13 protein-coding genes are annotated in these 14,196 nt (G+C 68.4%); 8 read left to right on the top strand and 5 right to left on the bottom strand.

What is annotated here, in order from left to right; all coding sequences use genetic code 11:
- Positions 1–56: 56 nt before the first annotated feature.
- From greB to ACNR9O_RS13470, 3 genes are read right to left on the bottom strand one after another with little or no spacing between them, the layout of a single operon-like run.
- Complete coding sequence (gene greB / locus ACNR9O_RS13480) at positions 57–554, bottom strand: transcription elongation factor GreB (RefSeq protein ID WP_473688043.1); 498 nt, start codon at positions 552–554, stop codon at positions 57–59.
- Entirely contained in the window at positions 551–1,810 is a 1,260-nt protein-coding gene (locus ACNR9O_RS13475; protein WP_473688045.1) for a hypothetical protein, read from the bottom strand. Before ACNR9O_RS13475 ends, greB begins: the two co-directional genes overlap by 4 nt.
- A 4-nt stretch (positions 1,811–1,814) precedes the next feature.
- On the bottom strand, positions 1,815–3,311 hold the full coding sequence (locus ACNR9O_RS13470; RefSeq protein ID WP_473688047.1) for a helicase HerA-like domain-containing protein: 1,497 nt from the start codon (positions 3,309–3,311) through the stop codon (positions 1,815–1,817).
- A 131-nt stretch (positions 3,312–3,442) separates the two neighbouring features.
- Here ACNR9O_RS13470 and ACNR9O_RS13465 point away from each other — a divergent pair, with 131 nt between their 5' ends.
- Positions 3,443–4,948 carry a transglycosylase SLT domain-containing protein gene (locus tag ACNR9O_RS13465; protein ID WP_473688049.1) on the top strand — a complete coding sequence of 502 codons (1,506 nt, stop codon included), beginning with the start codon at positions 3,443–3,445 and terminating at the stop codon, positions 4,946–4,948.
- A gap of 45 nt (positions 4,949–4,993) precedes the next feature.
- Here ACNR9O_RS13465 and ACNR9O_RS13460 read toward each other — a convergent pair whose 3' ends face one another.
- A complete protein-coding gene (locus ACNR9O_RS13460; protein ID WP_473688051.1) occupies positions 4,994–5,431 on the bottom strand; it encodes a hypothetical protein in 438 nt (145 codons plus the stop codon).
- A gap of 129 nt (positions 5,432–5,560) precedes the next feature.
- Positions 5,561–6,403, bottom strand: a complete 843-nt coding sequence (gene asd, locus ACNR9O_RS13455; protein ID WP_473688053.1) for an archaetidylserine decarboxylase — start codon at positions 6,401–6,403, stop codon at positions 5,561–5,563.
- Between the two features lie 82 nt (positions 6,404–6,485).
- Here asd and prmB point away from each other — a divergent pair, with 82 nt between their 5' ends.
- The 7 genes from prmB to ACNR9O_RS13420 all read left to right on the top strand — a co-directional run bounded on the left by prmB (position 6,486) and on the right by ACNR9O_RS13420 (position 14,165).
- Entirely contained in the window at positions 6,486–7,421 is a 936-nt protein-coding gene (gene prmB, locus ACNR9O_RS13450; protein ID WP_473700783.1) for a 50S ribosomal protein L3 N(5)-glutamine methyltransferase, read from the top strand.
- A gap of 5 nt (positions 7,422–7,426) precedes the next feature.
- Positions 7,427–7,981 carry a GNAT family N-acetyltransferase gene (locus tag ACNR9O_RS13445; protein ID WP_473688057.1) on the top strand — a complete coding sequence of 185 codons (555 nt, stop codon included), beginning with the start codon at positions 7,427–7,429 and terminating at the stop codon, positions 7,979–7,981.
- A 34-nt stretch (positions 7,982–8,015) separates the two neighbouring features.
- A complete protein-coding gene (aroC, locus tag ACNR9O_RS13440; RefSeq protein ID WP_473688059.1) occupies positions 8,016–9,104 on the top strand; it encodes a chorismate synthase in 1,089 nt (362 codons plus the stop codon).
- A 30-nt stretch (positions 9,105–9,134) separates the two neighbouring features.
- Entirely contained in the window at positions 9,135–10,139 is a 1,005-nt protein-coding gene (locus tag ACNR9O_RS13435; RefSeq protein ID WP_473688061.1) for a 2-hydroxyacid dehydrogenase, read from the top strand.
- 152 nt (positions 10,140–10,291) lie between these two features.
- A complete protein-coding gene (locus ACNR9O_RS13430) occupies positions 10,292–11,320 on the top strand; it encodes an aspartate-semialdehyde dehydrogenase (RefSeq protein WP_473688063.1) in 1,029 nt (342 codons plus the stop codon).
- Positions 11,320–11,607, top strand: coding sequence for a hypothetical protein (locus ACNR9O_RS13425; RefSeq protein ID WP_473688065.1), 288 nt, complete (start codon positions 11,320–11,322; stop codon positions 11,605–11,607). Before ACNR9O_RS13430 ends, ACNR9O_RS13425 begins: the two co-directional genes overlap by 1 nt.
- A 167-nt stretch (positions 11,608–11,774) precedes the next feature.
- Entirely contained in the window at positions 11,775–14,165 is a 2,391-nt protein-coding gene (locus ACNR9O_RS13420) for a motility hub landmark protein FimV (protein WP_473688067.1), read from the top strand.
- Positions 14,166–14,196 lie beyond the last annotated feature (31 nt).

Genomic DNA, 14,196 nt, shown 5'->3' with positions numbered 1-14,196 from the left:
ACCCCAACGATGCGAGGCGTTGGGGTTCGCTTCGCTCACCCCAACCTACGTCTGCTTCAGTAGTCCACCGACACGATCGCGAAACGCGTGCGCCCGCCGGGCAACTCGGCCTCGAACTCATCATCCACCCGCTTCTTCAGCACCGCGCGCGCCAGTGGCGAGTCGATGCTGATCCAGCCGGCTCGAGCGTCGGTTTCGTCGGGGCCGACGATGCGGTAGACCACCGTTTCGCCGGAATCCACGTTCTCCAGTTCGATCCGCGCGCCGAAGAACACCGCGTCGCGGTCCGCGGGTGCGCCTTCGGCGACCTTCAGCGCGGGAATGCGCTTGCTCAGGTAGCGCACGCGCCGGTCGATTTCGCCGAGCTGCTTCTTGCGGTAGATGTACTCCGCGTTCTCCGAGCGGTCGCCTTCGGCCGCGGCGGCAGCGAGTGCTTTCACCACCTCCGGGCGTAGCGTATGCCAGAGGTGGTCCAGTTCGGCCTTGAGCTTTTCGAAACCCTCGCGGGTGATGATGGCCGTCGAAGAGGGGGAGGGTGGTCGCCAGCGGCTCATGAGGTTTTGCGGGTGTCCAGCAGTTGGGTTTCCAGCGCGAGCAGGTCGGCACGCGCAGGATGATCGGGCCATTGGGCGGCGAGGCGCCGCAGCAGCACCAGCGCTTCGGCCGGTTGCGCGAGCCGCAGGCCCAGCTCGCGCGCGGCGAGCAAGCCGATCCGGAGCGCCTCGGGTGCGCGGGGCCATGCCGAGAGGTAACCGCGGCACAGCTTCACTGCCAGCCGGCTCATGCCCAGGCGTGCGGCCAGCTCGGCGAGTGGGCCGGCCGTTGCCGGGTCGTCGGGCAGGAAACTCGGCTCCAGCTCGATGCATTCCTGCACCAGGCCCAGTGCGCGCTTGCCTTCGCCACCGGCGAGCAGCGCCGCCGTCCAGATCTGACCGTGCACGAGCAGCGCATCGCGCAAACCTTCCTGGCGCAGCAGCCGGCGATACGCCAGGTGCAGTGACGCCGGCGCGCTGCGGTCCTGCAGGCGTGCCACCAGCATGTCGATGGCCGCACGCGGTTGTTCCTCGGCGCGTTCGTTGACGGCGTCGAGCAGGCGCTCGTCGTCGTCGCGGCCGCTGTCGGCCACCAGGCGCTCGGCTTCCAGCGCCACGCCGAAGTGTTCGTGCCGCTCATGAATCATCGCGCCCATCAGATGGAAACCGAGCACGACCAGATAGGTATAGGCGAAGGCGTACAGCGGCAGCGCCAGGATGCGTGGCAGCAGCCCCGTCGCGAGGGACGCCAGCATGACCAGGCCCGCCACGGCAAGATTGATCGCTACCGGTACCAGATAGGCGAGGCCGAAGCCGGACATCACGCGCCATACCTGCACGGGATGAAGCGCGGCGGCCAGATTTCCCTCGAACGCGAGCGACATGTCGATCGCCGGCAGTACCAGCGTGGCCGCCAGCAACACCGGCCACAACGCCGCGGGCATGAACACGATGGAGAGCATGCATAGCGCCGCCACCAGCAGGTGGATCGCGGTAAGCGCCCAGCCGGCCGATTCGTTGCCGCCGAGGCTTACCTCCGGAGGCTCGGCGAAGCCATGCGCCGTATGCAGCATGCAATCGGCGGCGTAGCGCCACGTGGCCGCCCACACCATCAGGCTGGCGAGCATGCCGATGGCCGAAGGCAGCAGCCCGACGTAATGCGCCAGCGCGAGACCGACGCAGCTGGCCAGCGCGGCACCGCGCAGCGGATAGCCGAACGCGCCGGGCAGGCGCTGCAGGAACGGCATATCCGCGCGGACGGTGGCGACCTTCGGCATGACCTCAGCGCTTGCCGCCGAAAATGCTGCCCAGCACGCCGCGCACGATCTGCTGGCCGATGCGCGAGCCGATGCTGCGACTAGCCGACTTGGCCATCGCTTCGATCACTCCCTGGCGGCGACCGCTGCCCAGGAGCACGTCGCGCACGGAGTCGCTCCAGCCGGAACTTTCGGCCGCGGGCTCGGCGCCCTTGCCGGCTGGCTTGGCCGGCGCGGATTTCTCGCTGGCGCGAGCGGCCAGCATCTCGGCCGCGGATTCGCGGTTCACCGCGTTGTCGTACTTGCCGCCCACCGGCGAGCGCTGGCGCACCGCGGCGCGTTCGGCCTCGCTGATCGCGCCGATACGCGAGGTGGGCGACGTAACCAGCACCTGTTCCACCGGCGAGGGCACGCCGCCGTCGCGCAGGGTGGATGCGAGCGCTTCGCCGACGGCGAGCTTGGTGATCGCATCGCTGACGTCCAGTTTGGGATTCGGCGCGAAGGTTTCGGCGGCGGCCCGCACCGCCTTCTGGTCGCGCGGCGTGAACGCGCGCAGCGCATGCTGCACGCGATTGCCGAGCTGGCCGAGGATGTTGCCCGGCACATCGTCCGGATTCTGCGAGCAGAAATACACGCCCACGCCCTTGGAGCGGATCAGGCGCACCACCTGCTCCACGCGCTGCATCAGCGCCGGCGGCGCGTCGTCGAACAGCAGGTGCGCCTCGTCGAAGAAGAACACCATCTTCGGCTGGTCGAGGTCACCCACTTCGGGCAACTGTTCGAACAGCTCCGACAGCAGCCACAGCAGGAAAGTGGAATACAGGCGCGGCTTGAGGATCAGCTGGTCGGCGGCGAGCACGTTGATCACGCCGCGTCCGCTCATGTCCTGGCGCATCAGATCGGCCAACTCCAGCGCAGGCTCGCCAAAGAACTGGTCGGCGCCGTCCTGCTCGAGCTTCAGCACCGAACGCTGGATTGCGGCAATGCTCTGCGTGCTGATCAGGCCGTATTGCGTGGAGATGTCCTTGGCGTTCTCGGCGGCGAAGCCCAGCAGCGCGCGCAGGTCGGCCAGGTCCAGCAAGAGCCAGCCATTCTCGTCGGCGACCTTGAAGATCACTTCGAGCACGCCTTCCTGGGTGTCGTTCAATTCCAGGACGCGACCGAGCAGGGTAGGGCCCATTTCGCTGATGGTGGCGCGCACGGGATGGCCGAGCTTGCCGTAGATGTCCCAGAAGATGACCGGGTTGGCCTGGGGCTTCCAGTCCTTGAGGTCGAGCTTGGCCAGGCGCGCCTTAAGCTTGTCGCCCGGTTCGCCGGCCGCCATCGACAGGCCGGCGAGGTCGCCCTTGGCATCGGCCAGGAAGCAGGGCACGCCCAGGCGCGAGAAGCCTTCGGCCAGCACCATCAGCGAAACCGATTTGCCGGTGCCGGTGGCGCCGGCGATCATCCCGTGCCGATTGCCGTAGTGCGGGTCGAGATTGACGCTGGTGCTGTCGTTGCGGCCGATGAGGATGTCAGTCATGGGGGTCCGTCCGAGGGTGTCCGGGCGATTGTAGCTGCGCGCCACGCGCTCTCGCGCGCGCGAAAATTGCCAGTTGAGCCCGATGCTTGCGACGGCTATTGTCACGAGCTTTCGAAAACGCGAAATCCGTCATGCCGGCAAGACTTTCCATTCGCGCGCTGCGCCTGGTTCCGCTTTCCGCCGCGCTTTGCGCACTGGCCGCCTGTGCCAGTTCGGGTGGCGGCAAGGCTGCGGCGACGCCGCAGGTGAATGCGCTGTACGGCCAGCTGGATCAGGCCAGCAAGGCTTACGAGACGGCTCTGCAGCAGGCGCGCGAAGGTGATGCGCAGGCATCGCAGCGCACGCTGACCGGCGCGCTGGAACAGCTCAAGCGTGCCTCGGCGCAGTGCGGTGCCAGCCCGGGTTGCGATCCACAGCGCTTCTTTGCGGTGTATGACCGTCTGCTGCGCCTGAAGGATGGCAGCTTCGCGCTCGGCGACGACGTCGAGGTCAGCGGCGAACAGATGCCCGAGGGTGGTGTGGCCGGCAAGACGGGCGCGGCCAGCCTGCCGCAGGCGCAGCGCAGCGTGACGCTGCTGCACGGGCAGAAGCTGTCCGAGCTGATCGCCATGAACGGTCCGGTGAAGGCGGCGCTGGAGATGTGGCTGACGCAGTGGCGCTCCAACCTGATGGACGCCTACGTCAACTATCAGTACATGCGCTACCAGATGTGGCCGGCCTACCAGAGCCGCGACCTGCCGGAGGCGATTCTGTTCGGCATCATGGCCAAGGAATCCGGCGGCAAGGTCCACGCGGTATCGCGTTCGGGCGCCGCGGGCCCGTTGCAGTTCATGTACGCCACCGGCATGCGCTTCGGCCTGAGCAGCGACGGCGGTTTCGACGAGCGCTTCGATCCGGCGCTGGCGGCGAAGGCGAACGCGGAGTACCTGGACGAGCAACTGGGTATCTTCAACAACAATCTCGAAGTGACCCTGGCTGCCTACAACGGCGGCGAAGGACGCATGCGCCGGCTGGTGGGCGAAGACACGTCGGTAAGCTTCTACGACCCGCGCATCTACAACCAGCTGTCCCAGGAAACGCGCGATTACGTGCCGGCGGTGCTGGCGGCGGCATGGCTGTTCCTGCATCCGGACAGCTACAACCTGCGTTTCCCCAAGGTGGACGGTGTGCCGGGCAGCGTGACGCTGGCGCGGCCGGCCTCGCTGAGTGAGCTGACCGTATGCCTGGGTTCGGCCGGCGGCATGGACAGCGGCTGGTTCCGAACCTTGCGCAACCTCAACCCGCGCCTGGATCCGCAGGTCTCGTTGCCGGCCGGCACGAAGCTGGTGCTGCCCAAACTGCTGGAGAAGCCCTACGCCGCGCGCTGCACGGATGGGCCGTGGCCGATCCTGGCCAACGACCTGCACACGGCGGTAGTGCCGGTGGTGCCGACCACGCCCGATCCGCCTCCGTCGCGCAGCTCGTCTTCCTCGTCCACGGCGAAGTCGCGCAGCTATACGGTCAAGCGCGGCGACACGCTGATGAGCATCGTGCGCAAGGTGGGCTGCTCGGACGTGCAGGAAATCACCCAGCTCAACGGCATCAAGCACCAGCACATCAAGCCGGGGCAGACGTTGAAGCTGCCTTCGTGCCGCTGATCGGGTGACGCCGGGGTTCTCGCCCGGCGTGCTTCGGCGATGCTTTCAGGCGGCCGCGAGGCTGTTGCCGCGCGTCGGCGCCTCGGCGGCATTGCGGTGCGCTTCCTTCAGCTCGTGCAGCAGCTTCATCAGCTGGCGGTGCTGCAACTGCAACTTCAGGTGTGGCGAATCCTTGGTTTCGTGATAGGCCACGGCCAGCCATAGCGCGATGCCGCGCATGGCGATCTCCGGATTGTCGGAGCGGGCGCGGGCGTAGCCCAGGTCGGTGCCTTCGCCCCATGGCAGGTAGCGCTGTCCGGGCGAGGTGCCGTAGAGATGGGGGAATTCACTGCGCGACGCCTGGCCGATCTCGCGCAGGGTCAGCATGCCCAGCTGGGAGCGGCTGCGTCGCGGCAGGCTGCGGATGCTGCGCTCGATATCGCGGAGCTGTCGTCCCAGCTGCCTGGTGCGGCTCATGGCGATGATCTGGCTGACGATGCGCATGCGGTTCCTCCTCGTCGGACTGGGGACGGCGCGTCCACGCGCCGTGGATTCCCATGAGGATAGCGACGCCTTTCCGTGTCTTGCGCCAAAAAGGTCACAAAACGACAAAACGCGTCACATGCGATGCGCTCAGCTCAGGCAGCGGCCCAGGCGCTGGCCGACGTTCACCACCTGCTGCGGCTGCAGTTCGTCGAACTCCGCCATGCCGTCGGGCAGCAGCAGGATCACGGTGGAGCCCATATTGAAGCGCGCCATCTCGGCGAAGCGCTCCAGCGTGATGTTCTGGCCGACGAAAGACTTGCGGCGGATGGACGAGGCGTAGGGCGGGATCACCAGCCCGTCCCATACGGTGGCCACCGAGGACACCAGGATCGCGCCGACCATCACCGCCACGAAGGGGCCGCGCTCGCTTTCGAAGTGGCAGACCAGGCGTTCGTTGCGCGCGAACAGCCGCGGGATCGCTTCCACCGCGAATGGCGCGACGCTGAAGATGCGTCCCGGCACATGCACGGTTTCCTTCAGCGTACCGGCCAATGGCATGTGCACACGGTGGTAGTCGCGCGGCGACAGATAGATGGTGGCGAAGCGGCCGTTGCGGTACGGCGCGGCGGCGGCCTCATCGCCGAGCAGCTCGGCGGCGGTGTACTCCTGGCCCTTGGCCTGGAAGATGCGCCCGTCCACGATGCGCCCGCTCTGGCTGATGCGGCCGTCGGCCGGGCTGAGCAGCGCCGCCGGGTCCGCGTCGGCGCGGCGCGCGTCCGGCCGCAGCTTGCGGGTGAAGAAGGCATTGAAGTGCTGGTAGGCGAACGGATCGCTCTGCAGCGCCTGGCTCATGTCCACCTGGTAGCGGCGCACGATCTGCCCGATCAGGAAGTTCTTCCACGGCGCGAACGTCCAGCGCGTGGCCCAGTAGACCACCCGCGACAGCGCACGATGGGGCAGGAGGTATTGCAGGAGCACTTTGAAAGTCATCCGGCCAGTATATCGGTGAGCCCCGCCCCTCCCGCTAGCCGGACGGGCCCTGCGGCTATACTTGCCGGCCCTCCAGACGCAGATCCTGGCCGCCGTGACCGCCGAACTCGCCTCCATCATCGACTTCATCCGCTATGGCGCCAGCCGTTTCTCGGCCGCCGGGCTGACCTTCGGCCACAGCCACGACAATCCCATCGACGAGGCTACCCACCTGGTGCTGGCCAGCCTGCACCTGCCGCCGGACATCCCGCCGGCCTATGGCGCGGGCAAGCTCACCGCCGAGGAGCGCGAGCGCGTGCTGGCGCTGATCGAACGCCGCGTCAGCGAGCGCCTGCCGGTGGCCTACCTGGTCGGCGAAACCTGGTTCGCCGGCCTGAAGTTCAAGAGCGATCGCCGCGCGCTGGTGCCGCGCTCGCCGATCGCCGAGCTGATCGAATCCGGCTTCCAGCCCTGGCTGGAGCATCGTCACGTCGAGCGCGCACTGGACTTGTGCACCGGCTCGGGCTGCATCGGCATCGCCATGGCCGAATACAACCCCGACTGGCAGGTGGACATCGTCGACATCAGCGACGAGGCGTTGTCGCTGGCGCGCGAGAACATCGCCTTCCAGCACGTCGAGCGCCGCGTGGAGGCGATCAAGTCCGACCTGTTCGAGGGCGTGAAGGGCCGTCGCTACGACTTGATCGTGTCCAATCCGCCCTATGTCACCGAGGACGAGTACGCCGCGCTGCCGGGCGAGTACAGCCACGAGCCGAAGCTGGGCCTTACCTCGGGCGAGGACGGCCTGGACATCTGCCTGCGCATTCTCGAGGAAGCGGCCGAGCTTCTTACCGAAGACGGCCTGCTGATCGTGGAAGTGGGCGAGAGCGAGCATGCGCTGGCCGCGCTGCTGCCCGAAGTCCCGTTCGTGTGGATCGAGTTCAAGGTGGGTGCGATGGGCGTGTTCGCGCTCGAGCGCCGCGATCTGATCGAGCACGCGCCGGCCATCCGTGCCGCCGCGGACGCGCGCCGCGGCTGATCGCGGTGGAATGGCTCACCTCCCGCTTGCGCCTGGATGCACTGGGGCCTGGCGACGCCGGTGCGTTGTTCGCCTACCGCGGCAATCCGGAAATCGCGCGCTATCAAGGCTGGCAACCGGCCTCCGCGGATGAGGCCGCCGACTGGATCGGTGCGCTGTCGCCCGAACCCGTGCCGGGGCACTGGTGGCAGCGCGCCATCCGCCTGCGCGAGGACGGCGCGCTGATCGGCGACCTGGGCCTGGGGCTGCCTGTCGACGACAAGGGCAGCGTCGAGTTCGGCATCACCATCGCGCCACCCTGCCAAGGGCAGGGCTATGCGGGCGAAGCCGTGAGTGCGGCGCTGGACTGGGCATTCGCGCACGGCGCAAACCGCGCGGTCGCGTCGGTCGATCCTCGCAACACAGCCTGCGTAGCGCTGCTATGCTCCCTGGGCATGCGCCAGGAGGCGCATTTCCGCGAAAGCTACTGGTTGCGCGGCGAGTGGGCGGACGATCTGGTGTTCGCGCTGCTGGCACGGGAATGGCGTTCCGGCGAAGACCGGGCGGCCCGCACGCGCTAAGCTTGGGCGGTTCGTCCCCGGAAAACCCCGCCTCGTGTCCAGCAATTCCTTCGGCAAGCTCTTCACCGTCACCACTTTCGGCGAAAGCCACGGCCCGGCCATCGGCTGCGTGATCGACGGCTGCCCGCCGGGGCTGGCCATCACGGAAGACGAATTCCGTACCGACCTGGACCGCCGCGCCACCGGCAAGAGCCGGCATACCTCGCAGCGACGCGAGGCGGACGAAGTGGAGATCCTGTCCGGCGTGTACGACGGCCGCACCACCGGCACACCGATCGCACTGCTGATCCGCAATACCGACCAGCGCAGCAAGGACTACGGCGACATCGCCGGCACCTTCCGGCCGGGGCACGCCGATTACACCTACTGGCAGAAATACGGCATCCGCGACCCGCGCGGCGGCGGTCGCTCGTCCGCGCGCGAGACCACCATGCGCGTGGCCGCGGCGGTAATCGCCAAGAAATGGCTGGCCGAGCGCCACGGCGTGCGCGTGCGCGGCTATCTCGCGCAGCTGGGCGGGATAGCGCCGGGCGGTTTCGACTGGGATGCGGTGGAGCAGAATCCGTTCTTCTGGCCGGATGCGGCGCAGGTGCCTGAGCTGGAAAAAGCGATGGACGCGCTGCGCAAGTCCGGCGATTCGGTGGGCGCGCGCGTCAACGTGGTCGCCGAAGGCGTGCCGCCGGGCTGGGGCGAGCCGATCTACGGCAAGCTGGATGGCGACCTCGCCGCCGCGCTGATGTCGATCAATGCGGTCAAGGGCGTGGAAATCGGCGACGGTTTCGCCGCCGTCGCGCAGCACGGCAGCCAGCATCGCGACGAGATGAGCATGGCCGGCTTCGCTTCCAACCACGCTGGCGGCATTCTGGGCGGTATCAGCACGGGGCAGGCAATCATCGCTTCAGTCGCGCTGAAGCCGACCTCCAGCATCCTGATTCCCGGCCGTAGCGTGAACCTGGCCGGCGAGCCGGTCGAGGTGGTCACCAAGGGACGCCACGATCCTTGCGTGGGCATCCGCGCCACGCCGATCGCCGAGGCCATGATGGCTCTGGTGCTGATGGATCATGCCTTGCGCCATCGTGCCCAGTGCGGCGACGTGGGCGAGGTGAGTCCGCGCTTGCCATGACCGCCGGCGCGGCCCAATCCGGTTGAGCACATGACCGCCAGACAGAAAGTGTGGGTGTCGCGCCCGCTGTTCCCGGATGTACTGGCACGGCTCGCCGAGTACCTGGACGTGGACGCCGAGGCGGTCGAGCGCCGGCATACGTCCGAGCAGCTGCGCGAGCGCATGGCCGGCGTGGATGCGGCGATCATCAGCCTGGCCGACCCGGTGGGCGCCGCGGTGGTGGAGGACAACCGCCGCCTGCGCGTGATCGCCAACCTCGCGGTGGGCTACAACAACCTCGACGTGCCGGCGCTGACCCGCGCCGGCATCCTCGCCTGCAACACCCCCGACGTACTCAACGAGACCGTGGCCGATTACGCCTGGGCCTTGATGCTGGGCGCCGCGCGCCGCGCCGGCGCCGCGGAACGGTGGCTGCGCGCCGGCCAGTGGCGGGGCGGCATGCGCTTCGACGACTGGCTGGGCGTAGACGTGCACGGCAAGACGCTGGGCATCCTCGGCATGGGACGCATCGGCCAGGCCATCGCCCGGCGCGCGGCGGGTTTCGATATGCGCGTGCTGTACCACAACCGCTCGCGCCTGCCCGAGCTGGTCGAGCGCGAGTGCCGGGCCACCGCGGTGAGCAAGGAACGGCTGCTGCGCCAAGCCGACCATCTGATCCTGGTGCTGCCGTATTCGCGCGAGACCCACCACGCGATCGGCGCGCCGGAGCTGGCGCTGATGAAGCGCACGGCGGTTCTGGTGAACGTGGCGCGCGGCGGGATCGTGGACGACGCGGCGCTGGCCGCGACGCTGCGCGAAGGGCGGCTGGCGGCGGCCGGGCTGGACGTGTTCGAAGGCGAGCCGGCGCTGCATCCGGATCTGCTTGGCCTCGAGAACGTCCTGCTCAGCCCGCACATCGCCAGCGCCAGCGAAGATACCCGCCGCGCCATGGCGGACCTGGCGGCGGATAATGTGCTCGCCGCGCTGGGCCATGGACCTCGTGCCGGACATCCCCCGGCGCCGCTCAACCCCGAAGTGATGAAACGCTGGTCCTGAAGGGCCGCAAGGCCTCACGCCAAAGCGTGATGCCATTCACGCCCAGGCAGATCGCGTATTGTTTTGCCTTCAACCCCGGCTAGATTTCCGCTGATGCGGATCTCGGCCCCGTTCGGACGGATCTCCGATGTCCCTCAACTGAAACCTGGAACATGAGCAAGAAGAGCAGTTACAAGGTGGCGATGGTCGGCGCGACGGGCGCCGTGGGCGAAACCCTGCTGTCGATTCTGGCCGAGCGCAAATTCCCGGTCGGCGAGCTCGTGCCGCTGGCCAGCGAGCGTTCGGCGGGCGGCAAAGTGGAATTCGCCGGCAAATCGGTCACCGTGCGCAATCTTGCCGACTACGATTTCGCGGGCGTGGACATCGCGTTCTTCTCCGCCGGCGGCTCGGTCAGCCGCGAACACGCCCCGCGCGCGGCGGCGGCAGGCGCGGTGGTGATCGACAACACCTCGGAGTTCCGCTACCAGGACGACATTCCGCTGGTGGTGAGCGAGGTCAACCCGCACGCCATCGCCCGCTATACCACGCGCGGCATCATCGCCAACCCGAACTGCTCGACCATGCAGATGCTGGTCGCGCTGGCGCCGATCCATCGCGCGGCGGGCATCGAGCGCATCAACGTGGCGACCTACCAGTCGGTGTCCGGCGCGGGCCGTTCGGGCATGGAAGAGCTGGGCAAGCAGACCGCGGCGCTGCTGAGTTTCCAGGATGTGGAGCAGTCGAAGTTCCCCAAGCAGATCGCCTTCAACGTGATCCCGCATATCGACGAGTTCCAGTCCAACGGCTACACCAAGGAAGAAATGAAAATGGTCTGGGAGACCCGCAAGATCCTCGAGGACGAGACCATCCAGGTGAATCCCACCGCGGTGCGCGTGCCGGTGTTCTACGGGCATTCGGAGGCGGTGCACCTGGAGACCCGCGACAAGATCACGGCTGCGCAGGCGCGCGCCCTGCTGGAAAAGGCCGAGGGCGTAGTGGTGCAAGACGAGCACAAGGCCGGCGGCTATCCCACGCCGGTGGGCGATGCGGCCGGCAAGGATCCGGTGTTCGTGGGCCGCATCCGCGAGGACATCTCGCACGAGCGCGGCCTGGACATGTGGATCGTCTCGGACAACATCCGCAAGGGTGCTGCGCTCAATGCCGTGCAGATCGCCGAGCTGCTGGTGAGGGATTACCTCTGATGCGGCGCGTGCTGTCCGGCCTGGCGCTGTGCGCCGTCATTGCCGTGGCGCCGGCCTGGGCAGGCACGTCGGCCGAGGGGGCGGACGTCCCCAAGGCCGGCGTGGAGCGCGAGGTCGCCCACAAGAGCGCCGAGGTCGAGCGCCTGCAGCGCGACGTCGAGGCGCAGGAGGCGAAGAGCCGCGACGCCGACCAGAAGATGCAGGAGCAGGACCAGGCCATCGCCGAGCTGCAGCGGCAACTGAAGGCGCTGAAGGGCGCCGGTACCGCGCCCGGCAAGGGGTCCTGAGCGGAACCGCTGCGAGAACCAATCGCAGCAATGTGTTGTAAATATCGGCCACGGCTATTGTTGGCGGGCCTTTTTCTAACTTAAAGTGGCGACTTATTGACGGTAACGCCGCCCCGTGCGGCGGCCTACATAAGAAAACGTCACGGGGTAGTTCGGGGGAACACGCGATGAATCGTTCGTTGAGACTGTCGGTGCTGCTTGCGCTGGCCGTAGGCAGCACCCAGGCAGCTGCGCTCGAACTGGGCCAGATCCAGGTCAAGTCGGCGCTGGGCCAGCCTCTGCTGGCCGAGATTCCGCTGAATCCCGAGCATCCCTCGGAACTGCAGAACCTGTCCGCACGGCTCGCCTCCGGCGAGGATTTCGCCAAGGCCGGCATCAGCGGCGCGCCCAATGTGCCGCTGCAGTTCGCGGTGGTGGACAGCGGCAGCGGCCGCAAGGTCATCCGCATCACCAGCGCCGCGCCGGTCAACGATCCCTATCTGGATCTGCTGGTCGAGGTGAGCAGCGCTTCGGGCAAGAGCGTGCGCGAGTTCGCCATCCTGCTCGATCCGCCGAGCGCGGCGGCGGCTGCCGCACCGGTGGCGCGCGCGCCGACGCAGGCACCGGCGGCTCCCGCCAAGCCGCGTCATGCGGCGCCCGCTCCGGCACCGGCACCGGCGGCCGAGGAACACGCTGCCACCGCTCCGAAGCCGGCGAAACCGGCCAAGCCCGCTGCGGCGCCCGCTCCGGCGGCCGGCGGCCAGTACGGGCCCGTCGAGCGCGGCCAGACCTTGTCCGCGATCGCCAAGAACACCGCGCCGGACGGCGTGGACATCAACCAGATGCTGCTGGCCCTCAAGCAGGCCAATCCCGACGCTTTCTACCGCGACAACATCAACGCGCTGAAGTCCGGCGCGGTGCTGCGCGTGCCGTCCCGCGAGGACGCCCAGGCGATGGCCGTGGCCGCTGCGGCGGCCGAAGTGCGCCGGCAGAACAGCGACTGGAGTTCCGGTGCGGCGCGCACGCCCACCAGCGTGGCCGATGCGGGTACGCGTCCGGCCGCCTCGACGGCGCCGACCACCGGTGCCAAAGAAGGCGGCGACCGCCTCTCCCTGGTCCCCGCGAAGGAAGGTGCGCAGGGTGCCGGCGGCAGCGCCAAGGGTGACAAGGAAGGCAAGGGGACGGCCGCGCTGCGCGACGACCTGCTGCGTAGCAAGGAGGCCCTGGCCTCGCTCGAGCAGCAGGGCGGCGAGCTGAAGTCGCGCCTGAAGGACCTCGAGGACATCAACCAGAAGAACACCAAGCTGCTGGCGCTGAAGGACAACGAGATCGCCGATCTCCAGCGCCAACTGGCCGACGCGCGCAAATCCGCCGGCATGCCGGCGGCTCCGGCGAAGCCCGCCGCCGCGCCGGTTCCGGCCGAAGCCAAGCCGGCCGAAGCCAAGCCTGTCGCCGCCGCGCCGCAGCCTGCGGCCAGCGCCGCCAAGCCCGCCAGCGAAGCTGCCGGCCCGACGCTTGCCGTGACCCCGGCCGGCGCCAGCAGCGCGCCGAGTCATGCCGGCACCGCGGCTGTCGCCGCCGTTGCCAGCACCCCGGCAGCGAAGCCGGCCACCAAGCCCGCCGCGCCCAAGCCCGCGCCCGTGCCGCCGTCCGCGCCGGCCGAAGAGCCCTGGTACATGCAGACCTGGACGCTCGCCGCCGGTGCCGGCGTCGTGGTCCTGGCCCTGCTGGGCTTGCTGCTCGGCCGCCGCAAGAAGCCGGTACAGGAGCCGACCCGCTCGGCCTCGTCGCTGGCCGACCGCTTCGGTGACGAGCCCGGCGTGGGCAGCATCGATCCCGACCAGGACGAGCTGCTCGACCAGCTCGCCGAGCATCCGGACGACGTGGGCCTGCACCTGGAGCTGGTGAGCCTGTACTACAGCCGCCGCGACGTGGAGCACTTCGAGGCCGCGGCCGAAGCCATGCACGCGCATATCGCCAGCCCCGAGCAGGAGGAGTGGCAGGACGTGGTGCGCATGGGCGAAGACCTCACGCCGGGCCATCCGCTGTTTCTGCGTCCGGGCGCGCCTCTGCCGCCGCGCGACGAGGACGAGCACGAGGCGTTGCACCACTTCGATCTCGATCGCTATGCCAGCGATTCGGACGACGACACCGTGTACAACGACATTCCGCCGATCCCGGCCGCGCCGGTGCCACCGAAGAGCCCGAAGGTCAGCGAGTACCACTTCGATTTCGACCTGACGCCGCGCCCGGTGGCCAATGCTCAGTCTCCGGCCCTGGCCGAGCCGGAAGCGGAACCGGAAAGCAGCGAAGCGGTCTCGCGCTGGCAGTTCGCCGACCTGGAAGACGAGATCCCGTCCTCCACGCATGCCCATACCGTGGCTGAGGACGAGCACGCCGCGGACCTGCATGGCGAGGGTTTCAGCGACGATCCGGCCGACACCAAGCTGGACCTCGCCCGCGCCTATCTCGACATGGGCGACCCGGACGGCGCGCGCGCGATGCTGGAAGAAGTGCTGCAGGAAGGCAGCCAGATGCAGAAGGACGTAGCGCGCAAGCTGCTCGACGGCATCCACTGAGCTTTCCTCGCGGATCCGCCTTCCGCCATCG

The organism is Dyella sp. CR10 (genome assembly GCF_055814425.1).
Note: the sequence above shows the minus strand (reverse complement) of the source record. Positions and strands in the feature narration are given on the sequence as shown.